Source organism: Streptomyces sp. NPDC048291 (assembly GCF_043201715.1).
Classification (GTDB): Bacteria; Actinomycetota; Actinomycetes; order Streptomycetales; family Streptomycetaceae; genus Streptomyces.
In genome coordinates, this window is record NZ_JBICZC010000010.1 from 168,439 (window position 1) to 193,607 (window position 25,169).

7 protein-coding genes are annotated in these 25,169 nt (G+C 71.7%); 6 read left to right on the forward strand and 1 reads right to left on the reverse strand.

All coding sequences use genetic code 11. The features are described from left to right. Positions 1-18 precede the first annotated feature (18 nt). The 5 genes from ACGF5O_RS27085 to ACGF5O_RS27105 all read left to right on the forward strand — a co-directional run bounded on the left by ACGF5O_RS27085 (position 19) and on the right by ACGF5O_RS27105 (position 22,660). Positions 19-7,800 (forward strand): amino acid adenylation domain-containing protein, encoded by a 7,782-nt coding sequence (locus tag ACGF5O_RS27085; RefSeq protein ID WP_393812465.1) that lies wholly within the window; start codon positions 19-21, stop codon positions 7,798-7,800. Continuing rightward, positions 7,797-15,626, forward strand: coding sequence for an amino acid adenylation domain-containing protein (locus tag ACGF5O_RS27090; protein WP_393812466.1), 7,830 nt, complete (start codon positions 7,797-7,799; stop codon positions 15,624-15,626). The genes ACGF5O_RS27085 and ACGF5O_RS27090 overlap by 4 nt, the downstream gene beginning before the upstream one ends. A gap of 5 nt (positions 15,627-15,631) precedes the next feature. Further along, entirely contained in the window at positions 15,632-20,611 is a 4,980-nt protein-coding gene (locus ACGF5O_RS27095) for an amino acid adenylation domain-containing protein (RefSeq protein ID WP_393812467.1), read from the forward strand. Between the two features lie 15 nt (positions 20,612-20,626). Then, complete coding sequence (locus ACGF5O_RS27100) at positions 20,627-21,361, forward strand: thioesterase II family protein (RefSeq protein ID WP_393812468.1); 735 nt, start codon at positions 20,627-20,629, stop codon at positions 21,359-21,361. Positions 21,362-21,427: 66 nt separating this feature from the next. Next, complete coding sequence (locus ACGF5O_RS27105) at positions 21,428-22,660, forward strand: cytochrome P450 (RefSeq protein ID WP_393812469.1); 1,233 nt, start codon at positions 21,428-21,430, stop codon at positions 22,658-22,660. Between the two features lie 91 nt (positions 22,661-22,751). On the opposite strand, the gene ACGF5O_RS27110 is transcribed toward ACGF5O_RS27105, so the two are convergent. Further along, positions 22,752-23,678: a phytanoyl-CoA dioxygenase family protein gene (locus ACGF5O_RS27110; RefSeq protein WP_393812470.1), complete on the reverse strand. Its 927-nt coding sequence runs from the start codon at positions 23,676-23,678 to the stop codon at positions 22,752-22,754. A 600-nt stretch (positions 23,679-24,278) separates the two neighbouring features. On the opposite strand from ACGF5O_RS27110, the gene ddaH reads away from it, so the two are divergent. Then, on the forward strand, positions 24,279-25,073 hold the full coding sequence (gene ddaH, locus ACGF5O_RS27115) for a dimethylargininase (protein WP_393812471.1): 795 nt from the start codon (positions 24,279-24,281) through the stop codon (positions 25,071-25,073). Positions 25,074-25,169 lie beyond the last annotated feature (96 nt).

Here is a 25,169-nt window from a genome sequence, read left to right on the forward strand (position 1 = left end):
CCGCCGATTTGGAGACAGATGATGATCCCGTTGTCGTTCGCGCAACGCCGGCTCTGGTTCGTGGACCGGTTCGAAGGCCCCTCACCGACCTACAACGCCGCCTTCGCCCTGCACCTCACCGGTGAGCTGGACGTGGCCGCGCTGGAGTCGGCGCTGCGCGACGTCGTCGACCGGCACGAGATCCTCCGCACGGTGATCGTCGAGGACACCGACGGCGTCCCGCACCAGCAGGTACTGCCGTCCGGGCAGACTCCGTCCGGCCTCAGGGTCGTCGACGTCGGCGAGGACGACCTGGCGGCGGCGGTCGACGAGGCCGCCACCGAGCCCTTCGACCTGGCGGCCGACGTTCCGGTCCGCGCCCGGCTGCTGCGCCGCGGACCGCGTGCGCACACCCTGGCGCTGGTGGTGCACCACATAGCCATGGACGGCGAGTCCCTCGGCCTGCTCCTCCGGGACCTCGCCACGGCGTACTCGGCCCGCAGGCAGGGCGCCGCCCCGGCATGGCAGCCGCTCCCGGTGCAGTACGCGGACTACACGCTGTGGCAGCGGGACGTCCTCGGCGACGAGTCCGAGCCGGGAAGCCTCGCGGCGGGGCAACTCGCCTACTGGGGTGAGACCCTGGCCGGCCTGGCGCAGCCGCTGAACATGCCGACGGACCGCCCGCGCCCGAGAGCCATGAGCCACCGCGGCGACCAGGTCGCGCTGTCGATCGACCCCGACCTGCTGGGAGCCGTGGCGAAGCTGGCCACCGAGCAGGACACCACCGTCTCGATGATCATGCACGCGGCGCTGTCGGTGGTCCTGCACCACCTCGGCTGCGGCGACGACATCCCGCTCGGCGCGCCGATCGTGGGCCGCACCGACGAGAGCCTGCGTGACCTCGTCGGGTTCTTCGCCAACACCTGGGTGCTGCGCGTCGACCTCTCGGGGAACCCGACCTTCGGCCAACTGCTCCGGCGGGTACGGGACCGGGCCCTCGCCGCCTACGACAACCAGGACATGCCGTTCGAGCGGCTGGTGGAGCTCCTCAACCCGGACCGGTCCACCGCCTACCACCCCTTCTTCCAGGTGATGCTCGCCTGGCAGGAACCCCTGGGGAACCTCGAACTCACCGGCCTGGACGTCGAGGCGGAGGCGGTCGCCACCGGCACCGCGAAGTTCGACCTGTTCTTCAACATGGTCCCGAACGGGTCGGGCGGGGCCGCAGGGCACCTGGAGTACGCCACCGACCTGTTCGACAGAACCACGGTCGAGACGCTCGCGGACCGGTTCGTGCGGGTCCTGGGCCGGCTGGTGGCCGACCCGGGGCGCCGGATCGGTGCCGTCGACGTGCTGGACGCGGCGGAGCGGGACCGGCTGCTCGCCCGTTTCGACGAGAACGCCACCGACGTGTCCCCGCTGACGATCCCGAAGCTGTTCGAGAGCCAGGCGGCCAGGACACCGGACGCCGCGGCGGTCGTCTGCGAGGACCTGACCCTCACCTACCGGGAGCTCGACGACCGGGCGAACGCCGTCGCGTGGGAACTGGTCCGGCGTGGCGCCGGACCCGAGGACCTCGTGGTGCTGGCGCTGCCGCGCACGGCGGATCTGGTGGCCGGGCTGCTCGGGATCCTCAAGTCCGGGGCCGGATACCTGCCGATGGACCCGCAGTACCTCGGCGGCCGGGCCGGGAGCGTGCTGTCCGAGGCCCGCCCGCGCTTCGCGGTCACCTCCGCCGCGACCTGGCAGAACATGCCGGCGAACGGCATCTCCACGGTCGACCTCGATCGGCGCGCGGACTGGGACACGCCGGCCGGGGCGCCGGACGACGCGGGCCGGGTCTCCCCGCTGGGCCCGGACAACCTGGCCTACGTGATGTACACGTCCGGCTCCACGGGCAAGCCGAAGGGCGCGGCGATCACCCACCGCAACGTCGTCAACGGAGTGCGGGAGCTGGCCAAGGTCCTCGACGCCCGGCCCGGCCTGCGGATGCTGGCCGGCACCTCGGTGAACTTCGACGTCTCCGTCTTCGAACTGCTGACCACCCTGTCCACCGGCGGCACGGCCGAGGTGGTGGAGAGCACGCTGGCGCTCGGCGAACGGGAGGGCTGGGACGGCCATGTCATCAGCGCCGTTCCCTCGGTGCTCGCGGAACTGGTCGGTCACCTGGAGAAGGCGCCTGCCGTGCACACGGTCGTCTTCGCGGGCGATGTGCTCCCCGCCCGCCTCGTACGCCAGGTGCGTGCGGCCCTTCCCGGCGCGCAGATCGTGAACGCCTACGGGCAGAGCGAGAGCTTCTACGCCACCACGTTCTCCCTCGCGGCGTCCGAGGAGTGGACCGACCACGACGTCGCCCCCATCGGCACCCCGCTGGGCAACATGCGGGCCTACGTGCTGGGGCCGGGGCTCGCCCCGGTGCCGCAGGGCGTGATCGGTGAGCTGTACGTGGTCGGCACCTGCCTCGGCCGCGGCTACCACGGCCGCCCGGACCTGACGGCCGAGCGCTACGTGGCGAACCCCTACGGACCCGCGGGCGAGCGGATGTACCGCACGGGCGACCTGGCGCGTTGGAACGCGCGTGGCCGGCTGGAGTGCCTCGGCAGGAGCGACGGCCAGGTGAAGGTGCGCGGCTTCCGCATCGAGACCGCCGAGGTCGAAGCGGCGATAGCCCGGCACCCCGGCATCAGCGAGGCCGTGGTGATCAGCCGGGAGGCACCCCCGGGAGGGCGGCGGCTCGTCGCCTACGTGGTGCACACCGGTGCCGGCGCCGTCGGCGCCGACGGAGCCGGCGGGATCGGCGACGTGGACGTGCAGTCCGGTGCCTCGGCCGCCGAACTGCGCAGGTTCGTCGCCGACCGGCTGCCCGACTACATGGTGCCGTCGGCCTTCGTGGTCCTCGGCCGGATGCCGCTCGGCCCGACGGGCAAGCTGGACCGCTCGGCACTGCCGGAACCGGAGTTCACGGGCGAGACCTACCGGGCGCCGCGCACGGCGGCCGAGGAGGTCGTCACCGCCGCCTACGCGGACGTGCTCGGCGTGGAACGGGTCGGCGTCGACGACGACTTCTTCGCGCTGGGCGGGGACAGCCTGCGGTCCATCCAGGTGGTGGCGCGGGCCCGGGGCCGGGGACTGGAACTCACCACGCGGGAGATCTTCGAATGCCGTACGGCGGCCCGGCTGGCCGAGACGGCCGCCGCCCGCCGGGACCGGGCACCCGCGCTCGCGGAGGACGAGGACGGTGGCATCGGCCCGATGCCGCTGCCGCCCGTGGCACGGCAGGTGTTCGAGCACGGCCGGGGGACGGCCCGGTTCGCCATGGCGATGACGCTGGAACTGCCGACCGGCGTCGACGAGAGCGCACTGGCCGCGACCCTGGACGCTCTGATCGACCGGCACGACCTGCTGCGCGCCCGGCTGGTGGGCGGCGAGGACCCCACCCTCGTCGTGCGTGCGCGGGGCACCGTACGGGCGAGGGACCTGATCCACCGCGTCGACTGCGACGGCGCATGGGACGACCCGTCCCTGCTGCGGGCGGCGAAGACGCGGCTGGACGAAGCGGTCGGGCGACTCGCCCCGGAAGCCGGGACCATGGCGGATGCCGTCTGGTTCGCCGCGCGGTCGGGTGCCGGCCGGCTGCTCCTGGTACTGCACCACCTGGTGGTGGACGGTGTCTCCTGGCGCATCCTCATGGCGGACCTCGCCGAGGCATGGCAGCAGGTCCGGTCCGGCCGCACCCCCGCGCTCCCCGCGGTCCGTACATCGGCCCGCCGCTGGGTGTCGGAGCTGGAGAAGGAGGCGCTCTCCGAGCAGCGCGCGGCGGAACTCGTGTTCTGGCAGGACATGCTCGCCGCGCCGAACCCCCCGCTGGGCTCAAGGCCGTTCGACCCCTGTGCGGACGTGTGGTCCACGGTCGACACCGTGCGGCTGGAACTGCCCGCGGAGGTCACCGAAGCCGTGCTGACCAGCCTCCCTGCGGCCTTCAAGGGCACCGGCACCGACGTGCTGCTCGCCGCGCTGGCCCTGGCGGTGGGCCGGTGGCGTGGCGTGGACGGCTCGACCCTGGTCCGGCTGGAGGGACACGGCCGCGAGGAGGCCGTCGTCCCCGGTGCCGACCTCTCCCGCACCGTCGGGTGGTTCACCAGCATGCATCCGGTCCGGATCGACGTGCGCGGGGTCGACCTCGACGAGGTGCTGGCGGGCGGCCCCGCGGCCGGAGGGGCCGTCAAGCTCGTCAAGGAACAACTGCGCGGCGTCCCGGACAAGGGCCTGGGATTCGGACTGCTGCGGTACCTCAACCCGGACACGGCCCCGCGGCTCGCCGGGTGTCCGGCGCCGCAGATCGGCTTCAACTACCTGGGCCGGATCTCCGGCGCCGACGTGCCCGAGCACCTGCGCGCGGACGGCTGGGGACCGGCGTCCTGGTCCGCCGAACTCGCCCCCGCACCCGACCCGGACCAGCCCGCCCTGTCCGCCCTGGAAGTCAGCGCGGTCGCCACCGAAACCGCCGAAGGCACCCGGTTGCAGGCGGCCTTCATGTTCCCCACCGGCGTGCTCTCCCGCGAGCGGACCTCCGAACTGGCCGCGCTCTGGGCCGAGGTGCTGCACGGCATGGCCGCGTACGCCGCGCGGCCGGAGACCGGCGGCCTGACGCCCTCCGACGCCCCGCTGATCCGGGTGCGGCAGGACGAGATCGAGAGCTGGGAACGGCGCTACGGCCGGCTCGCCGAGATCTGGCCGCAGGCCCCGGGTCAGTCCGGGATCCTCTTCGAGGCCGCGCTCGCCGACGGCTCCTTCGACGTCTACCACATGCAGTTCGTGCTGCACCTGTCCGGGCACGTGGACCCGGCGCGCATGCGGTCGGCCGGGCAGGCACTGCTCGACCGGTACCCCAATCTCCGCTCGGCGTTCGTCACCGGAGCCGACGGCGACCCGGTGCAGGTCGTCGCGGAACACGTCACGATGCCCTGGCGGCATGTCGACCTGAGGGGCCTGACCGAAGCCGAACAGGACGCCGCACTCGACGCGTACCTCGCCGAGGACCGGACCGACCAACTCGACCCCGTCAGGCCGCCCCTGATGCGGCTGGCTCTGCTCACTTCCGGGCCGCAGCGGGCGAGACTCGTCATCACGGCGCATCACGCCCTGTTCGACGGCTGGTCGTCACCGTCGGTGATCACGGACCTCGTCCGGCTGTACTCCGGGACCCGCGAGCTTCCTCCGGTCCGGAACTACGGCGACTACCTGGCCTGGCTCTCCGCGCAGGACCGGGCGGCCTCGGCCGGCCGGTGGGCCGCGGAACTCGCCGGATTCGACCAGCCGACCCTGGTGGCCCCGCACGCGTCGCTCCAGGGGACGGCGTCCGCCATCGGCCGGGTCGAGGTACCGCTGTCGATCGACCGGGGACGCGCCCTCGCCCGGCGCGCCGCCGAACTCGGGGTCACGCTCAACACCCTGCTGCAGGGCGCGTGGGCGATCCTGCTCTCGAAGCTGACCGGACAGCAGGACGTGGTCTTCGGAGCCGCCGTCAACGGCCGCCCGGCGGAGCTGCCCGGCTCGGACGAAATGGTCGGCCTGTTCATCAACACCCTGCCGATCAGGGTGCCCTGCCCACCGGACCAGCGGGTGGCAGACCTGGTCACCGCGTTGCAGCAGAGGCAGACCGCGCTGCTCGACCACAACTACTACGGGCTGGCCGACATCCAGCGCGGCGTCGGACTGCCCGCCCTGTTCGACACGATCGTCGTCTTCCAGTCCTACCCGATCGACCGCGAGGGCATCACCGACGCGAACACCTCGGCGGGACTCACGATCGACGGCATCCGGCCGTTCGCAGGCTCCCACTACCCACTCACCCTCAACTCCTCCGACCCCTACCTGCGGCTCTCCCTCGACTACCAGAACAACCTCTACGACCGGGCCTCGGCGGAGACGATCGCCACCCGGCTGGTCCGGGTGCTGGAGCAGCTGATCGCCGACCCGGCGCTGCCGGTCGGCGCCGTCGACGTCCTGGCGGCCGAGGAGCGGGACCGGCTCCTGCGGGGGGCCAACGACACGGCGTGTGCGGTGGCGGCGGAGACGTTGCCGGAGGCGTTCGAGGCGCAGGTGGTGCGGGATCCGGACCGGGTCGCGGTGGTCGGTGAGCACGAGGTGCTGTCGTACGGGGAGTTCAACGGGCGGGCGAACCGGCTGGCGCACTGGCTGGTGGAGCGTGGTGCCGGTCCGGAGTCGATCGTGGCGGTGAGGATCCCGCGGTCGGTGGACCTGATGGTGGCGGTCTATGCGGTGGTCAAGGCGGGTGCGTCGTATCTGCCGGTGGACACGGACCTGCCGGAGGAGCGGGTGCGGCAGGTCCTGGACCGGGCGAGGCCGTTGTTGGTGCTGGACGAGGTGCTCCCGGACGTGTCGGCGTGTCCGGAGACGAATCCGGTGCGTGTGCTGTCGCCGGACAACGCCGCCTACGTCATCTACACCTCAGGTTCGACGGGCGGTCCGAAGGGCGTCCAGGTGTCGCACCGGTCGATCATGAACCGGATCAAGTGGGGTCTGGCGCACTTCGACGTCACGGTCGAGGACCGGATGCTGCTGAGCACGTCGGCTAGCTTCGACGTGTCGGTGCCGGAGCTGTTCGCCCCCTTGCAGGTGGGGGCGGCGGTGGTGGTGGCGCGTGCGGACGGGCGCAAGGACCCGGCCTATCTGGCCGAGTTGATCCGGCGGGAGGGGGTGACCGGTGCGGACTTCGTGCCGTCGCTGCTGGAAGCCTTCGTCGCGGAGCCCGCGGCCGCCCGGTGTACCACCCTGCGCTGGATCGAAGTCGCGGGCGAGGCGTTCCCGGCCGCCCTGGCCAACAAGGTCGTCGGCCTGCTGCCGGACTGCGAGGTCCACAACCTGTACGGTCCGACCGAGGCGGCCGTCGAGGTCACGGGCTGGCAGCACGTGCCCGGCGCGGACCGCGTGCCGATCGGCAGGCCGGTCTGGAACACCCAGGTGTACGTACTGGACGCGGCACTGCGCCCGGTCGCGCCCGGAGTCACCGGGGAGCTGTACCTCGCCGGCAGCGGGCTGGCGAGGGGCTACCTCGGACAGAGCGGGCTCACCGCGAACCGCTTCGTGGCCGGCCCGTTCGGCGAGCCGGGCTCCCGGATGTACCGCACCGGGGACCTGGTGCGCTGGAGCGAGGACGGCCAGGTCGAGTACCTCGGCCGCACCGACTTCCAGGTCAAGGTCCGCGGGTTCCGCATCGAACTGGGCGAGATCGAGCAGGTGCTGACCGGGCATCCGGCGGTGGCCCAGGCGGCGGTCCTGGTGCGCGAGAACCAGAACGGCGACCAGCGGCTCGTGGCCTACGTGGTGCCGGCCGGCGGGCCGGACCGGGCCGAACCCGGCTCCGGGGCCCTGACGGACCTGGTCCGCGAGCACCTGCCGGAGTACATGGTGCCCGCGGTGATCGTGCCGATCGCCGCACTCCCGAGGACACCGAGCGGGAAACTCGACCGCTCCGCGCTCCCCGACCCCGGCCGTGCCGAGGCCGCCCTCGGAGGCGGCCCGCGCAACCACAAGGAGGAAGTCCTCTGCCGGCTGTTCGCCGACCTGCTCGACGTGGACGAGATCGGCATCGACGTCGACTTCTTCAGCCACGGCGGGCATTCGCTGCTGGCCACCCGGCTGATCGGCCGCATACGCAACGAGCTCGGCGTCGACGTGAAGGTCACGACGGTGTTCGCCAATCCGACCGTCGCCCAGTTGGCGGCCCGGCTCGGGGAGCCGGCCACGTCGAAACGTCCCCAGCTGCGCCAGATGACCGTCGAGGAGTCGCGTCGATGATCCCGTTGTCCTTCGCCCAGACCCGGCTGTGGTTCCTCTACCGCCTGGAGGGACCGACCCCCACCTACAACATCCCGTTCGTGCTGCGTCTGGAGGGCGAGCTGGACACGGCCGCGCTGGCCTCGGCGGTGAGTGATGTCGCGACGCGCCACGAGAGTCTGCGCACCCTGATCGTGGAGAGCTCGGACGGCACACCGGAGCAGCGGGTCCTGCCGCCCGAGGAGGCGGTGATCCGGTTCGGGGTGACCGACGTGGCCGCGGACGCGGTGGACACCGCGCTGCAGGAGGCCGTGTGCGAGGGCTTCGCCCTGGACCGGGAACTCCCCCTGCGGACGGTCGTGTTCCGGGTGTCACCGCAGGAGCACGTGCTGGTGTTCGTGTTCCATCACATCGCCGCGGACGGGGCGTCGATGGCGCCGTTCCTGCGGGACCTGGTGTCGGCGTACGCGGCTCGCCGGCAGGGGGACGCTCCGGTGTGGGAGCCGCTGCCGGTGCAGTACAAGGACTACACGCTGTGGCAACGGCAGTTGCTCGGGGACGAGGAGGATCCGGAGAGCGTCGCCGCCGAGCAGCTCGACCACTGGCGGCGGGAGCTGGCGGACGTGCCGCAGCCGGTGCAGCTGCCGCTGGACCGGCCGCGGCCGACGGCGGTCGACCACCGAGGCGGCGACGTGTCGTTCGAGCTGGAACCCGAACTGCTCTCCGGACTCCAGAAACTGGCCGTCGACCGAGGCGCCACGGCGCCGATGGTGGCCCAGGCCGCGCTCGCGGTGCTGATGCACCACCTGGGCGCCGGCGACGACCTGACGATCGGCAGCCCCATCGAGGGCCGCGCCGACGAGCAACTCGACGATCTGATCGGGTTCTTCGCCAACACCTGGGTGCTGCGCGTCGACCTGTCGCGGAACCCGTCCTTCGGCGACCTGCTGGACCAGGTGCGGGGCAAGGCCCTGGCGGCCTACGACAACCAGGACATGCCGTTCGAGCGTCTGGTGGGGCTGCTCAACCCGGAGCGCTCCACCTCGTACTCACCGCTGTTCCAGGTGATGCTGGCCTGGCAGTTCGCCTGGACGGGGATCGACATCCCGGGGCTGCGGGTCACCCCCGTCGGGACGGGCACCGACACGGCGAAGTTCGACCTGTTCTTCAACATCATTCCGGACGCGGCGTCGGGACGGGCGTACGGCCGGCTCGAATACGCGACGGAACTGTTCGACCACGCCACCGCCGTGAGCTTCGCCGACCGCTTCGTCCGGGTGCTGCGGCAGGTGGTCGCCGATCCCGGGACGCGGCTCGGCGGGGTGGACGTGCTCGCAGACGCAGAGCGGGACTGGCTGGCACAGCTGAACGAGACCGCCGCCCCGGCGCAGGTCGCGACACTGCCGGAGCTGGTCACCGCCCAGGCGCTGCGCACCCCGGACGCGACGGCCGTCGTCGCCGGGCGGACCGAGCTGTCCTACGGGCAGTTGAACGCCCGCGCCGGCCGGCTCGCCGCCGTGCTGCGCGAGCGTGGCGTGGGACCGGACACGGTGGTGGCCGTGGCGTTGCCACGCTCGGCGGACCTGGTGGTCGCGCAGCTCGGGGTGCTCAAGGCGGGCGGCGCCTACCTGCCCATCGATCCGGACCATCCGGCCGCCCGCGTCGACCTCCTGCTCACCACGGCCGAACCGGTCCTGGTGCTGACCGATCCCGCCACGGCGGCGGCCCTCCCGGAGTGCCGGCAGCCGGTACTCCACCTGGACGACCTGCACCTCGACGCCCTCGACACCGGCGCGGGCCCCGCGGCCGAGGCCGCGGACACCCCGGTCAGGCCGGACAACCTCGCCTACCTGATGTACACCTCCGGCTCCACGGGCAGACCCAAGGGCGTCGCGATGACCCACGCCACGGTGGCCAACGGCGTGTGCTACTCGCGGAGCATGGCGCAACTGGAGCCGGGGGCGCGGATGCTGGCCGCGACCTCGGTGAACTTCGACGTCTCGGTGTTCGAGATCTTCACCGCGCTCACCGCAGGAGCCAGTGTCGAGATCGTCCGCGACGTGCTCGAACTCGCCGAACGGGACAGCTGGTCGGGAACCACCGTCTGCGCCGTCCCGGCGGTCTTCACCGCACTGATCGCGCCGATCCTCGCCAAGGAGCCGGGCGCCCTCGACCTCGACCTGCGCACCGCGATCCTCGGTGGCGACCCGCTCACGGCCGACGTGGTCCAGCAGGTGCACCAGGCGTTCCCGGACGTCCGTGTCGTGCACGCGTACGGACAGACCGAGAGCTTCTACGTCTCCAGCTTCCCGGTCCCGCAGCAGTCCGCCGCGACCGGCGTGACACCGATCGGCAGACCGCTCGCCAACATGCGCACCTACGTGCTGGGACCGGAGCTGACCCCGGTGCCGCCGGGAGTGATCGGCGAACTGTACGTGGCCGGTCATCTCGCCCGCGGCTACCACCGCGGCGGCGGGGCCACCGCGGAACGGTTCGTCGCCTGCCCCTTCGGGCCCGCCGGCGCCCGCATGTACCGCACCGGGGACCTGGCGAGATGGGACGAGAACGGTCAGCTGAAGTACGAGGGGCGGGCCGACACCCAGGTCAAGGTGAACGGGATCCGCGTAGAGCCCACCGAGATCGAGATGGCCCTCGCCCGGCATCCGGCGGTCGGCCAGGCAGTGGTCACGGCCCGGCGGGACCACACCGGCAGTACACGGCTCGTCGGCTACGTGACGCCGGCGGACGGCGCCACGGACGGCATCGCGGACGGCGGCAGCGACCGGCAGGGCGCTGTGCCGGTGGCTGAGCTGCGGCGGTTCGTGGCCGAGCGGATGCCGGACTACATGGTGCCCGCCCTGCTCGTGGTGCTGGACCGGCTGCCTCGCACCACGACCGGAAAGCTGGACCGGGCGGCCCTGCCGGAGCCGGAGTTCGCCGGTACCGCCTACCGGGCGCCCCGCAGCGCCGCGGAGCGGGTCCTTGCCGAGGTGTACACCGATGTCCTGGACGGCCGGCGGATCGGGGTCGACGACGACTTCTTCGCGAGCGGCGGGGACAGCATCCGCTCCATCCAGGTGGTGGCGCGGGCCAAGGCACGCGCTGTCGTGGTCAGCACGCGGGAGATCTTCGAACAGCGCACGGTCGCCCGGCTCGCGGAACTGGTCGAGGGACGGGCCGAGTCCGAGCGGGTGACGCTGGCCGAGCTGCCCGGAGGCGGCGTCGGCCGGGCGCCGCTGCCGCCGGCGGCGGCGCATGTGCTGGCCCTCGGCGGTGGCATCGGCCGGTTCTGCATGTCCGCGATGCTGACGCTGCCGACGGACATCGACCGTGCGGGACTGGTCGCGACGCTGCAGGCGGTCCTGGACCGGCACGACGTGCTGCGCGCCCGGCTGGACCGGACCGGCCCCGGCCTGTTGATGGGACCGGTGGGCAGCGTGGACGCCGGTGCGCTGGTGCGGGAGGTCGTGCAGGGCACCGCGGACGTGACGGCGGAACTGGACGCGGCCGCCGGCCGGCTGGATCCGGACGCGGGCGTGATGGCCCAGTTCGTATGGTTCAACCCGGACCCGGACCCGGACCCGGACCCGGGGCCGGAGGCCGGGCGGCTGCTGATCGTGGTGCACCATCTGGTGGTCGACGGGGTCTCCTGGCGGATCCTCGTGCCGGACCTGGCCTCCGCCTGGCAGCGGGTCCGTGCGGGTCTGTCCCCGGAACCGCCCGCGGCGGGAACCTCGCTGCGGCGCTGGGCGCACGCCCTGGCCGACGACGCCGTCAGCCCGGAGCGGGAGGCCGAGCTGCCGGTCTGGGAGGAGATCCTGGCCGGAGCCGAACCCGTCCTGGGGACACGGGAGCTGGACCGGGCACGGGATGTGGCGGCCACCGTGGACACCGTACGGGTCGAGGTGCCCCCGGAGGTCACCGAGGGACTGCTGAACACGGTGCCCGCGGTGTTCCGCGGCGGCGCCGACGACGGGTTGCTGGCCGGCCTCGCCCTGGCACTGGCCCGTTGGCGCCGGACGCGGGGGGTGACCGGGTCCGCGGCTCTGGTCCGGCTGGAGGGGCACGGCCGCCAGGAGCATGTGGTGCCGGGCGCGGACCTGTCCGGTTCGGTCGGATGGTTCACCGCCACGTTCCCGGTGCGCCTGGACGTGGCCGGGATCGACGTGGCGGAGGCGTTCGCCGGCGGACCGGCCGCCGGACGGGCGGTCAAGGCGGTCAAGGAGCAACTGAGGGCGGTCCCGGACAACGGCCTGGGCCACGGACTGCTGCGCCACCTCAACGCCCGGACCGCGCCGGTCCTGGCCTCGGCGCGCGAACCGCAGATCGGGTTCAACTACCTGGGCCGCACCTCCGGCGCCGACCTCCCGGACGAACTGCGCGGGCTGGGCTGGACCCCGGACACCGACCACCGGGACCTGAGCGCTGTCCCCGATGCCGACATGCCGGTGCTGTCCGCACTGGAGATCAACACGGTGGCCACCGCGGCCCCCGGCGGCGGCGAGCGGCTGACCGCCTACTTCGGCTTCCCCACCGGCGTGCTCTCCCGTGCCGAGGTCGGCGAGCTCGCCGACCTGTGGGTCGAGGCGCTGACCGGCCTGGCCCGGCACGCGGCGACGGCCGACGCCGGCGGACTGACCCCGAGCGACGCCCCCCTGGTCGGCGTAGGGCAGGAGGAGATCGACGGCTGGGAGGACCGCTTCGGCAGACTGGCCAAGGTGTGGCCGGCGACACCGGCGCAGTCCGGGATCCACTTCCACACGATGCTGGCCGGTGAATCGGCGTACGACCCCTACCACGTGCAGCTGGCCTTCCAGCTGTCCCGTGCGGTCGACCCGGAGCGGATGCGCCGGGCCGGGCAGGCACTCCTGGACCGCTACGCCTGCCTCCGCGCGGCGTTCGTCGACCGGGCGGACGGCGAGGTGGTGCAGGTCGTGCCGGAGCGGGTGACCCTGCCCTGGCAGCACCTGGATCTGACCTCCGCCGACGAGCCCGGGCGGACCGAGGCCTTCGAGCGGTTCCTGGCGCGGGACCGGGCCGTCCACTTCGACGCGGGCACCCCACCGCTCTTCAGGCTCTCGCTCGTCGTCGTCGAACCCGACCGACCCGAACTCGTGCTGACCGCTCACCACACGCTGTTCGACGGCTGGTCCACCCCCGTGCTGATGCGGGACCTGCTGCTGCTCTACGCGTCCGGGGGTGACCCGGCCGGTCTGCCCGCCACCCGTGACTACGACGACTTCCTCTCCTGGCTCGCCCGCCAGGACCAGGAGGCGTCCGCACGGGTGTGGGCGGCCGAACTCGACGGGATCGAGGAGCCGACCCTGCTCGCTCCCGGCGCCGCGGGCACCGAGGCCGAAGGCCGTGACCAGGTCGACATCACGCTCCCCGCCGACGACGCAAGCGCACTGCGCCGCCGCGCCGCCGAGCTGGGCGTCACCGTCAACAGCCTGGTCCAGGGCGCCTGGGCGCTGCTGCTGGGGCGGCTGACGGGCCGGCAGGACGTGGTGTTCGGCGCCACGGTCTCCGGGCGGCCGCCCGCGGTGCCGGACGTCGAGTCGATGGTCGGGATGTTCATCAACACCGTCCCCGTACGGGTCTCGTACACGCCGGGGGACACCGTCGCCGAGGTCCTCACCCGGCTGCAGAGCCGGCAGGCCGCCCTCGCGGAGCACTACTCCTACGGACTCGCCGAGATCCAGAAGTCCGTCGGACTGCAGTCCCTCTTCGACACGCTGGTCGTCTTCGAGTCGTACCCCATCGACCGGGAGGGCCTCAGCGCGGCAAGTGCCGCCGCCGACGGGATCACCTTCACCGGCTTCCGCCCCTCCGCGGGCAACCACTACCCGCTGTGCCTGGCGGCGGCGGTGGACCCGCACCTCGAACTCGTCCTCCAGTACACCCCGGAGGTCTTCGACCGCGCCACGGTGGAGCTGTACGCGGCCCGGCTCGTCCGTGTCCTGCGGCAGCTGGCCGCCGACCCGGAGCTGAGGGTCGCGCAGCTCGACGTCCTGGACCCGGCAGAACGCGACCTGCTGCTGGGCCGGTTCGACGCCCCGGCCGCGGAGGCCACGATCACCGCCCGGGTCGCGGCACAGGCGGCCCGGACCCCGGACGCGCTCGCCGTGGTCGGCCCGGACGAGTCGCTCACGTATTCCGAACTGGACGCCCGGGCGGAGCGGTTCGCGGCCACGCTGGCCGGGCACGGGGTGGGCCCGGAGGCCGTGGTGAGCACCGTCCTGCCGCGCACCGCGACCGCGGTCGCGGTGCTCCTGGGCATACTCAAGGCGGGCGGGGCCTACCTGCCCGTCGACCCCGCCTTCGCCGCCACCCGCCTCCCGCACATCCTCCCCGGCGCCCGGCCCCACCTGGTCCTGACCGACGCGGACACCCGCGCTCTCGTCCCCGCCACGGACATCCCGGTGCTCGTGCTCGACGGTGCCGGCTTCCGGACCCCGACGCCCACCGCCCAGGACGCCACGGAAGCGGCGCCACGACCGGCCGCCCGCCCCGAGAACCTCGCGTACGTCGTGTACACCTCCGGCTCCACGGGCGTGCCCAAGGGGGTGAGCGTCACCCACGCCACCGTCGTCAACGCCGTGGACGCGCTCGTCGCGCACGCCGGCATGGAGTCCGGGCGACGCGTGCTGCTCGCCGCCTCGTTCGGCTTCGACGTCGCCACCTTCGAACTGTTCTCCGCCCTCACCACGGGCGGCAGCGTCGAGATCGTGCCCGACGTGCTGGAACTGGCCGAACGGGACACCTGGGACATCGACGTCGTCTGCTCGGTGCCGTCGGCGTTCACCGAACTCGTCGACCAGCTCGGCGAGCGCATCACGCCCACCGCGCTGAACATCTCCGGGGAGGTGCTGACCCCGGCCCTCGCGGACCGCGTGCGGACGCTCTGGCCGCGGGCTCACGTCATCAACAGCTACGGCCCCAGCGAGACCTTCTACGCCACCGCCCACCTCCTGCGCCCCGACCGGTCCTACCCCGACGGCGTGCCCATCGGCCGCCCCTTCCCCGGAGTGCGTGCCTACGTCCTCGGGCCGGGTCTGACGCTGTCGCCTCCGGGCACACCGGGCGAGCTCTACCTGGCCGGGGCCGGACGCGGCTACCAGGGCCGCCCCGACATGACCGCGGACCGCTTCGTCGCCGACCCCTACGGGCCACCCGGCTCCCGCATGTACCGCACCGGCGACCTCGTCAGCGTCTCTCCCGACGGCGACCTGCACCACCTGGGCCGTATCGACACCCAGGTCAAGATCCGGGGCTACCGCGTCGAACCCGGCGAGGTCGAAGCCGCCCTGACGGCTCATCCGGGGGTGGCCCAGGCGGCCGTCGTCATCCGCCAGTCGGGCACCACCCGCTATCTGGCCGCCTACCTCGTCCCGGCCCCCGCGCAGACCGTCCCGGACCCCGCCGACCTGCGCACCCACCTGGCGGAGCGGCTGCCCGACTACATGATCCCCGCCGCCTACGTGCCGCTCGACCGGCTGCCGCTGTCGCCCAACGGCAAGCTCGACCACAAGGCCCTGCCCACCCCCGGCCTCACCCCCGCCACCCACTTCCGCGCCCCCGGCACGCCCCGCGAGGAAGCCCTGGCCGGACTGTTCGCCGAGGTGCTCGGCGTCGAACGGGTCGGCGTCGACGACGGCTTCTTCGCCCTCGGCGGGCATTCCCTGCTCGCCACCCGGCTGATCACCCGTGCCCGCGCCGAGCTGGGCATCGAGATCCCCATCCGCAAGATCTTCGACCTGCCGACAGTGGCCGCGCTCGCCGCGTGGTCGGAGGAATCGGCTGTTCCGCTTCGTCCCGGTCTGCGCAAGATGCTCGTAGAGGAGTGAACCCAGTGATTCCGCTGTCGTACGCACAACGCCGCATGTGGCTCACGTACCAACTGGAGGGTGGCGCGGAGACCTACAACATCTCCCCGACCTTCCGTCTGACGGGGCCACTGGACCAGCCGGCCCTCGTCGCGGCGATCCGGGACGTGGTCGACCGGCACGAGATTCTGCGCACCGTGTACGTGACGAACGAGGACGACGAGCCCCGCCAGCGGATCCTGCCCTCGGCGGAGGCGGCGGTCCGGGTGCCGGTCGTCGACGTGGCGCCCGAGGACCTCTCCGGCGCGGTCGACGAGGTCATCGCCCACCACTTCGACCTGGCGACCGAGCTCCCGTTGCGGGCCACCCTGTTCCGCTGTGCCCCCCAGGAACACCTGCTGGTCCTGCTCATCCACCACATCGCCTCGGACGGCGTCTCGGGCGGTGTGCTGGCACGGGACCTGACCGCCGCGTACACCGCGCGCCTGGACGGCCGGGCGCCGGACTGGGAACCGCTCTCCGTGCAGTACAAGGACTACGCGCTGTGGCAGCGCGAGCTGCTCGGCGACCCGGCGGACCCGAGCAGCCTGGCCGGCGTCCAGACCGCGTACTGGCGCGCAGAGCTGGAGGGCGTACCGCAGCCGCTCACCCTGCCTCTGGACCGCCCCCGGCCCCCGGAGCGGAGCCTGGACGGCGACACGGTCGGCCTCGTGGTGGAACCCGAGGTGGCGGCCGGACTGCAACGGCTGGCCGACGAGCGCGGAATGACCATGTCGATGGTCCTGCAGGCCGCGCTCGCGGTACTGCTGCGCAAGCTCGGCGCCGAGGACGACGTGACGATCGGCAACCCGATCGCCGGCCGGACCGACGAAGCGCTGGCCGACCTGGTCGGTGTCTTCGTCAACACCCAGGTGCTGCGGGTCGACCTCTCCGGCGACCCGACGTTCACCGATCTGCTCGCCCAGGTGCGGGACAAGGCGCTGGCGGCCTACGAGCACCAGGACGTGCCGTTCGAGATGCTGGTCGAGGAGCTCAACCCCGAGCGGTCCGCGGCGTACCAGCCGCTGTTCCAGGTGACCTTCGCCTGGCAGAACTTCGCCAAACAGGACTTCGAACTCCCGGGCCTCAAGGTGGAGTTCGAGCAGCACCTGGTGTCGGCCGCGATGTTCGACCTGTTCTTCAGCATGGCCATGGACGAGAGGGGCGCGCTGCGCGGCGACGTCATGTACGCGACCCAGCTGTTCGACCGTGACACGGTCGAGGCCGTCGCCGCCCGGTTCGCGCGGGTGCTGGAGCAGCTGGCCGCCGACCCGCTGTCACCGGTCAGCAGGATCGAGGCGCTCTCTGAGGCGGAGCGGGACTGGGTGGTACGGGGACTGAACGACACGGCGTGTGCGGTGGCGGCGGAGACGTTGCCGGAGGCGTTCGAGGCGCAGGTGGTGCGGGATCCGGACCGGGTCGCGGTGGTCGGTGAGCACGAGGTGCTGTCGTACGGGGAGTTCAACGGGCGGGCGAACCGGCTGGCGCACTGGCTGGTGGAGCGGGGTGCCGGTCCGGAGTCGATCGTGGCGGTGAGGATCCCGCGGTCGGTGGACCTGATGGTGGCGGTCTATGCGGTGGTCAAGGCGGGTGCGTCGTATCTGCCGGTGGACACGGACCTGCCGGAGGAGCGGGTGCGGCAGGTCCTGGACCGGGCGAGGCCGTTGTTGGTGCTGGACGAGGTGCTCCCGGACGTGTCGGCGTGTCCGGAGACGAATCCGGTGCGTGTGCTGTCGCCGGACAACGCCGCCTACGAGATGTACACCTCGGGTTCGACGGGCGGTCCGAAGGGCGTCCAGGTGTCGCACCGGTCGATCATGAACCGGATCAAGTGGGGTCTGGCGCACTTCGACGTCACGGTCGAGGACCGGATCCTGTTGAGCACCTCGGCGAGCTTCGACGCGTCGGTGCCGGAGCTGTTCGCCCCCTTGCAGGTGGGGGCGGCGGTGGTGGTGGCGCGTGCGGACGGGCGCAAGGACCCGGCCTACCTGGCCGAGTTGATCCGGCGGGAGGGGGTGACCGGTGCGGACTTCGTGCCGTCGCTGCTGGAAGCCTTCGTCGCGGAGCCCGCGGCCGCCCGGTGCACCACCCTGCGCTGGATCGAAGTCGCGGCCGAACCCTTCCCCGCCTCGCTGGCCAACCGCTTCGTCGACCTGCTGCCCGGCTGCTCCGCCAACAACCTCTACGGTCCGACCGAGGCGACCGTCGAGGTCACGGGCTGGCAGCACGTGCCCGGCGCGGACCGCGTGCCGATCGGCAGGCCGATCTGGAACACCCAGGTGTACGTACTGGACGCGACACTGCGCCCGGTCGCGCCCGGAGTCACCGGGGAGCTCTACCTCGCAGGAGCCTGCCTGGCCCGGGGCTACCTCGGGCAGACCGGGCTCACCTCGGAGCGGTTCGTGGCGTGCCCGTTCGGCGAGCCGGGCTCCCGGATGTACCGCACCGGGGACCTGGTGCGCTGGAGCAAGGACGGCCAGGTCGAGTACCTCGGCCGCACCGACTTCCAGGTGAAGATCCGCGGACTGCGCATCGAACTGGGCGAGATCGAGCAGGTGCTGACCGGGCATCCGGCGGTGGCCCAGGCGGCGGTCCTGGTGCGCGAGAACCAGAACGGCGACCAGCGGCTCGTGGCCTACGTGGTGCCCGATCCCGAGACCGCGGTCGCCGACGCCGACGTACAGGTGGACGAGTGGCGGCAGGTGCACGACGACACCTATGCCAAGTCCGCCGACGAGGCGCTGGGCGAGGACTTCGAGCTGTGGAAGTCGGCATACGACGGCGAGCCGATTCCCCGTGAGCAGATGCTGGAGTGGCGGGACGCGGCCGTCGCCCGGATCCTGGAGTTCGCGCCGCGCCGGCTGCTGGAGATCGGCGCGGGCGCCGGCCTGCTGCTGTCGGAGATCGCCGGTGCGGTCGACCAGTACCGGGGCACCGACATCTCGGCGACCGTGGTGGACCGCGTCCGGGCCCAGGCCGACGAGGCCGGGTACGGCGACCGGGTCCGGCTCGATGTCCAGGCGGCCGACGACGTCTCGGGACTGCCCGAGGGCGGCTTCGACACCGTGGTGCTCAACTCCGTGGTGCACTACTTCCCGAGCGTCGAGTACCTGGACGAGGTGCTGCGCAAGGTCATGGGCCTCCTCGCGCCGGGCGGCCGTGTCGTCATCGGCGACGTCCGCAACGCGACCACCCTGCGCCTGCTGCTGACCGGGGTGCAGCGTGCGGCACGGCCGCACGCCTCGCAGGAGGAGCTGCGGGCGATGGTGGACCAGGCGGTCCTCGCCGAACGAGAGCTGGTGGTCGCTCCCGAGTGGTTCGGCGAGTGGGCGGCGGAGCACGGCGCCGGGTGCGACATCCGGCTGAAGACGGGCCGCGCGCACAACGAACTGACCCGGCACCGCTACGAGGTCGTCCTCCACAAGGACCCGGCCGGCCTCCTCGACCTGGCGGACGTGCCGGCCGTGCAGTGGGGCCGGGAGGCGTCCGACCTCGCCGCACTGGACGGCCGTGTGGAGGGGGCCTGCGGACCGTTGCGGGTGACCGGGATACCGAACGCGCGGCTGGTGGAGGAGGCCGCCGCCGCGACGTCCGCGGGCGTGCTGAGCGGGGCGGCCCCGGCGGGCCGGCCGCTCGATCCGGAGGACCTGGCCACATGGGCGCGCCGGCGCGGCCTGGACGCGGTCCTCACCTGGTCGGGTGAGAGCGTCCAGGGCTTCGACGCGGTGCTGCTGCCCGCCCTCCCGGCCGGCCGGACGGCGGTGACGGGAGGGTTCGTGCCCGGTGGCGTGGCCGGCCGGACGCGGGCCAACGCCCCCGCTCTCGCCAAGTCGATCGGCCCGCTCACGGTCGAACTGCCCCAGTACCTCCGCGAGCGGCTCCCGGACTACATGGTCCCGGCCGCGGTGGTGCCGCTTCCCGAACTGCCGTTGACCCCGGCCGGAAAACTCGACCGGCGAGCACTGCCGGCGGAGTCCACGACCACCACGAGCAGCGGAGCGCCGCGCAACGCGCACGAGGAGAAGCTCTGTGCCCTCTTCGGCGAGCTGCTGGGCGTGGAGAACGTCGGTATCGACGACGACTTCTTCCTGCTCGGCGGGCACTCACTCCTGGCCACCCGGCTCAGCGCCCGCATCCGCAAGCAGTTCGGTGTCGACATGCCCGTCCGGACGATCGTCCGCTACCCGACGGTGGCCGAGCTGGGCTCGCTGGTGCTCATGGGCGGCATCCCCGACGACCACCTCGACTCGTTCGCCGTGGTGCTGCCGCTGCACCGGGACCCCGGCACCGGGAAGGCGCCCGTGTGGTTCTTCCACGGTGGCGGCGGTCTCGGCTGGGCCTTCTTCACCTTCGCGCCGTACGTGCCGGACCGGCCGGCCTACGCACTGCAGTCCCGGGGTTCCGGCGGGGTGGACGAACCGGCCGGATCGGTACCGGAGATGATCGACGACTACCTCACCCAGATCCTGCGGACCCAGCCCGAGGGCCCCTACAACCTGGTCGGCTGGTCCTACGGCGGCCCGCTCGCCCACGCGGTGGCGGAGGCCCTGGACCGGCAGGGTCACGAGGTCGGCCTGCTGGCGATCCTCGACTCGAAGTCGGCGGGCGGGTTCCGCAACCTCTCGGGGACGGTGCCGGCGGTCTACCGCAAGGAGGTCGAGGACGTCTTCGGCCAGTTCATGAACACCGCCAACATGGACCTCTTCCTGGAGACCATGTCGAAGGTGGGGGCCAACAACCTCGCCAAGATGGAGGAGTTCAGCTCGCCGGTCTACCGCGGCGACATGCTGTACTTCAACGCCAGGCTGGACAAGGACGACGAGGGCTCCTGGGCCCCCGACTGGCGGCCCCACGTCCTCGGCTCCATCGAGGAGTACGACGTGGACGCCACCCACCACGACCTGCACATGCCCAAGCCCGCCGGCCAGATCATGAAGGTCATCGCGCGCAGACTGGCGCAGGGGTGACCGGGGTTGGCCGAGGTGACTGAAACCGGCACCGCCGGGGACGGCCGGGACCGGACCGCGCTGGTGTGCGTGCCGTTCGCGGGAGCGGGGCCCTCGTTCTTCCACCCCTGGCGGGCGCTGTCCGCCGGACGGTGGCGCGTGGTCCCGGTCGAACTGCCCGGCAGGGAACGGCGGATTCTGCAGACCCCGTACCGGAACGTCGTCGAGGCGGCGGAGAAGTCGGTCGACGACGTCACGGCGGAGCTCGGCGAGGGGACGCGGGCCGTGCTGTTCGGGCACAGCCTGGGCGCCGTGCTCGCCTACGAACTGGTGCATCTGCTGAGCAGCCGCGGCGTTCCCGTCGAACGGCTGGTGGTCAGCGGTTCGCCGGGACCGTGGACACAGCGGGCGCGCAGGGCGACGGGACTTGCGGACGACGAGTTCCTCGCCCGGGTCGAGGAGTTCGCGGGGTTCCGGCACGAGGCCCTCGACCACCCGGAGATGCGTGAACTGATTCTGCCGGTGCTGCAAGCGGACTGCGAAATGCACGAGAACTACGTTCCGAGCACCGACGAACCGGTGTCGGTGCCGATCTGCTCCCTTCGGGGCACTTTCGACGGTCTGGTCAGCGCGGACCAGGCGCAGGAGTGGCGGAAGGCGACCACGGCCGAATTCACCAGTGCGGAGATCCCGGGCGATCACATGTATCTGGTCGATCACGCCCGGGAGGTGCTGGACCTGATAGCGGCGGAATCCTCCCGCGATCGATAGTGCGCCGAGAGGACTCCGGCCGAAGAGAAGACTGCGTTCGTCACAAACGTCAAGGAGACGACGATTATGGCTGATCCGGTTGTGAGCCTGCTGGATCCTGAATTCGAGGACGATCCCATAGGCGCCTTCGCGCGGCTGCGTGAGATGGCTCCACTCGTTCCCGTCGGATTTCCCGGCGGGCCGCCCGTCTGGCTGATCACGCGCAGCGAGGAGTTCAAGGCCGCGTGGAGCGACCCGCGGCTCGTCACCAATGTCAGCAATGTGCCGGGCCACCAGGGGCCCAGCATCGCGGACCAGGCGCTCACGTCCCTGGATGTCCCGGCGGAGCTGCTGCGCTATTTCACGTCCAACCTGATGCTCCAGGACGGCAAGGAGCACGCCCGGCTGCGCCGGCTCGTGGCCCCCGCGTTCAGCGTCCGGCGTATCAAGGCGCTGCGGCCGCGCATCGAGGAGATCTCCACCCAACTCGTCGAGGCGTTCGCCGAGCGGGGATCCGGTGACCTCCTCAAGGAGTACGCCACCCCGCTGACCGGTGCCGTCATCTGCGAGCTCGTCGGCATCGACAGGGACGACCAGCCGCAGATACGGCAGTGGATGGACGAGTACGCCAACATCGACGCGGACTTCACCACCAGTGCCAAGGGTTTGTTCGACTACACCCGGAAACTCATCGCGCGCCGTCGGGCCGAGCCCGCGGACGACATGATCTCCACCCTGGTGCGGACGACGGACGCGGACGGCGGCCACCTGAACGAGGACGAGATCATCTCGATGGTGGGCGTGCTGGTCAACGGCGGATACCACTCGACGGCCCACTTCATTCCGAACGCGGTGCTCACGCTCCTGGAGAACCCGGACCAGCTGGCTCTGCTGCGCGCCAGGCCGGAGGCCCTGCCGCACGCCATCGACGAGCTGATGCGGATCGCGAACCCGATCCCGAGCGCCGGACCGCGGTACGCGTCCGAGGACATGGAGCTCGCCGGCGTCCCGATCTGCAAGGGCGACGCCGTGACGGGCTCGCTCCAGTCGGTCAACTACGACCCCCGGGTCTTCGCCGAACCCGACCGGTGCCAGGTGGAGCGGGTGCTCAAGCGCGGTGAGGGGCACCTCGCCTTCGGCGCGGGTCCGCACCGCTGCATCGGCGCGGCGCTCGCCGAACTGGAGGGCGAGGTCGCCATCGACCACCTGTTCCTCCAGCGGGAGACTCTCGAACTGGCCGTCAAGAGAAGCGAGTTGAGGTATCGCGAGATCATTCCCGGCGGGGCACGGCTGTTCTCCGCGTTCCCCGTGCGCCTGTGAGGGCCGGCCCTGCGGGTACATACGGGCGCCCCCGAACACGATGTGTTCGGGGGCGCCCGTATGTGTGTGGTTCCGACGGCCGCGGCCGCGATCAGCGTTTCACGGTGCCTTCGCGCAGCCGGTCGATCATGTGCCGGGTCGAGTCGATCGGGCTCTCCTCGGGAAGCTCCCGGGAACGCGGCGGCAGCGCCGCGTTGAGCACGGCCACCTTGTCGCTCCACGCCTCCTGCCCGGCGAAGGGAACCGTCTCGCCGTCCTGCCAGGCGGGGAACGGACGGTAGCTGTTGCGGCCGTCGGCGTCCGAGCCGCGTACGAGCAGCGGGTCGAGGTAGATGCCCTCGCTGTGGATCCGCGTCGTCGTCGCGATGTAGCCGATGTCGAGACCGCAGCGTCGCTTGGCGGAGGTGTTCGCCTCCGAGCAGTGCAGCAGCCGCGGATGGTGGATCGAGACGTCGCCCGGCTGCAGTTCGATGTCCACGACGCCGCGCTTCTCCGCCCACTCCCGCACCAGGGTCTCGTCGGAGGAGGAGAACAGCATGTTGGGTTCGTCGGTGCGCACCGACGGTTTGTGCAGGGGCAGTTCGTGACTCCCCGGGATCATGCGCAGGCAGCCGTTCTCCGCAGTGCTCTCGTCGACGGCGAGCCACACGGTGAGCGCTTCCATCGGGCTCAGCGTCCAGTACGCGCCGTCCTGGTGCCACAGCACGGGCTGCCCGTCGTACGGGGGCTTGCAGATGTAGTGGGCGGTGAAGCACGCCACGTCGGGACCGAGGAAGAACTCCGCGATGTCCACCAGCCGGGGCTCCGACACCAGACGCGCCCAGAAGGCGTCGTTGCGGATCAGCGGATGATGGAAGTGTTCGGGGCGCAGCTCCGGGTACTTACGGGTGAGCCAGTCGACGTGGGCGCGCGCCTCGTCCAGGAGATCCGGTGGCACGACGTTGCGGATGATGGAGAAACCCTGTTCGGCGTATTCCGCCGCGGCCCTCTCCAGAACGCCATCGCCAAGTGTGTTCATGCGTCGGCTCCTTCTCAGGTCTGCCAGGTGCTTGCCGTGCGGAACGAGTTGGTGGAGCCGCCACGGCTAATCGTCTGCCGGCCCCTGGAATTCGGCTTCATATGCGGGGAGGTGGCCGAACCCGGGTGTCGACGCGGCAGGTCTGACGATGGACACGATTCCAGTGGCTCGTCTGGCTCCGGAAGCGACGCTCACGCCGAACCGCGATTCGGAGGAGCCGGCCGCCGACCGCCCAGGACGTCAAGCCCTGGGCTATTTCCGCGTTTCCTCGGCAGTTCAATACTCTGCCCGGCGCGCAGGGGAGTGTCAATCGTGGGCCTGCCGTCGGCATATCCGGGTCCACCGGAGAAGTGCCGCCTTGATTCGGCCCTGTTTACGACGCGGTGGTCCGGTGGAAGACAGAGAGGAGCATGCGTGACGTGACACCGTTGCTGCCGACTCGATGCGCCCGTCGATTTCCGCCGACACCAGGGCGGTTTCTTGGCGATCATTCCGCCCTGTCCCGCTGACGGGACAGTCACGGTTGTGCGACGTCCGACGGTGCCACTCCGAAATCGGTTCTCAAATTATGGACATCCGACCCGGTGAGGGGAGCAGGCCGTGCCCCGGCGATATCTCATGTGCCGCCCGCTGTACTTCGACGTCACCTACTCGATCAATCCGTGGATGGACCCGGACCGCCCGACATCCATACAGGCCGGACTGGCCCAGTGGAAAGGGCTGTTCGACACCATCGTGGGTCTGGGCCACGACGTACGCCTGATCGAGCCCGTACCGGCCCTGCCCGACATGGTCTTCGCCGCGAACGGAGCGATCACCGTGGGCGGCAAGGCGCTCGTCGCCCGGTTCCGGCATCCCCAGCGCAGGCACGAGTCCGCGGCCTATCTGGAGTGGTTCCGCCTCGCCGGCTGGTCCACGGTCCGGCAGGCGGAGTACGTCAACGAGGGCGAGGGCGACTTCCTCTTCACCGGCGGGGAGATTCTGGCCGGTACCGGCTTCCGTTCGGAGTCGCGGGCCCACGACGAGGTGCGGGAGTTCTTCGGGTGCCCCGTGATCGGTCTGACCCTCGTCGATCCCCGGTTCTACCACCTCGACACCGCACTGGCGGTGCTGGGGAACGGCGACATCATGTACTACCCGGGTGCGTTCTCCGCAGAGAGCAGGACGGCGCTCGCCGACCGGTTCCCGGACGCGATCCTCGCCGAGGAGGCCGATGCCGCCGTGTTCGGGCTCAACGCGCTGTCCGACGGCCGCAACGTCGTTCTTCCCCGCGCGGCCGGCCGCCTGGCCGCGCGCCTGCGCGAACGCGGCTACCACCCCGTCGGCGCCGACCTGACCGAGCTGCTGAAGGCCGGCGGCAGCGTCAAGTGCTGCACCCTCGAACTCCGGGACTGAGACGCGCGGTCACGCATGCGCCGGGGGCGGCGTGCGCCGGTGGTGCCGGTGCACGCCGCCCCCGGGGGAAAGGGCGGGTCGCGGGGGAGGTCCGCT

Coding starts and splice junctions, on each gene's coding strand:
- ACGF5O_RS27085 (WP_393812465.1), top strand. CDS start 19: ATGATGATCCCGTTGTCGTTCGCGCAACGCCGGCTCTGGTTCGTGGAC.
- ACGF5O_RS27090 (WP_393812466.1), top strand. CDS start 7,797: ATGATCCCGTTGTCCTTCGCCCAGACCCGGCTGTGGTTCCTCTACCGC.
- ACGF5O_RS27105 (WP_393812469.1), top strand. CDS start 21,428: ATGGCTGATCCGGTTGTGAGCCTGCTGGATCCTGAATTCGAGGACGAT.
- ACGF5O_RS27110 (WP_393812470.1), bottom strand. CDS start 23,678: ATGAACACACTTGGCGATGGCGTTCTGGAGAGGGCCGCGGCGGAATAC.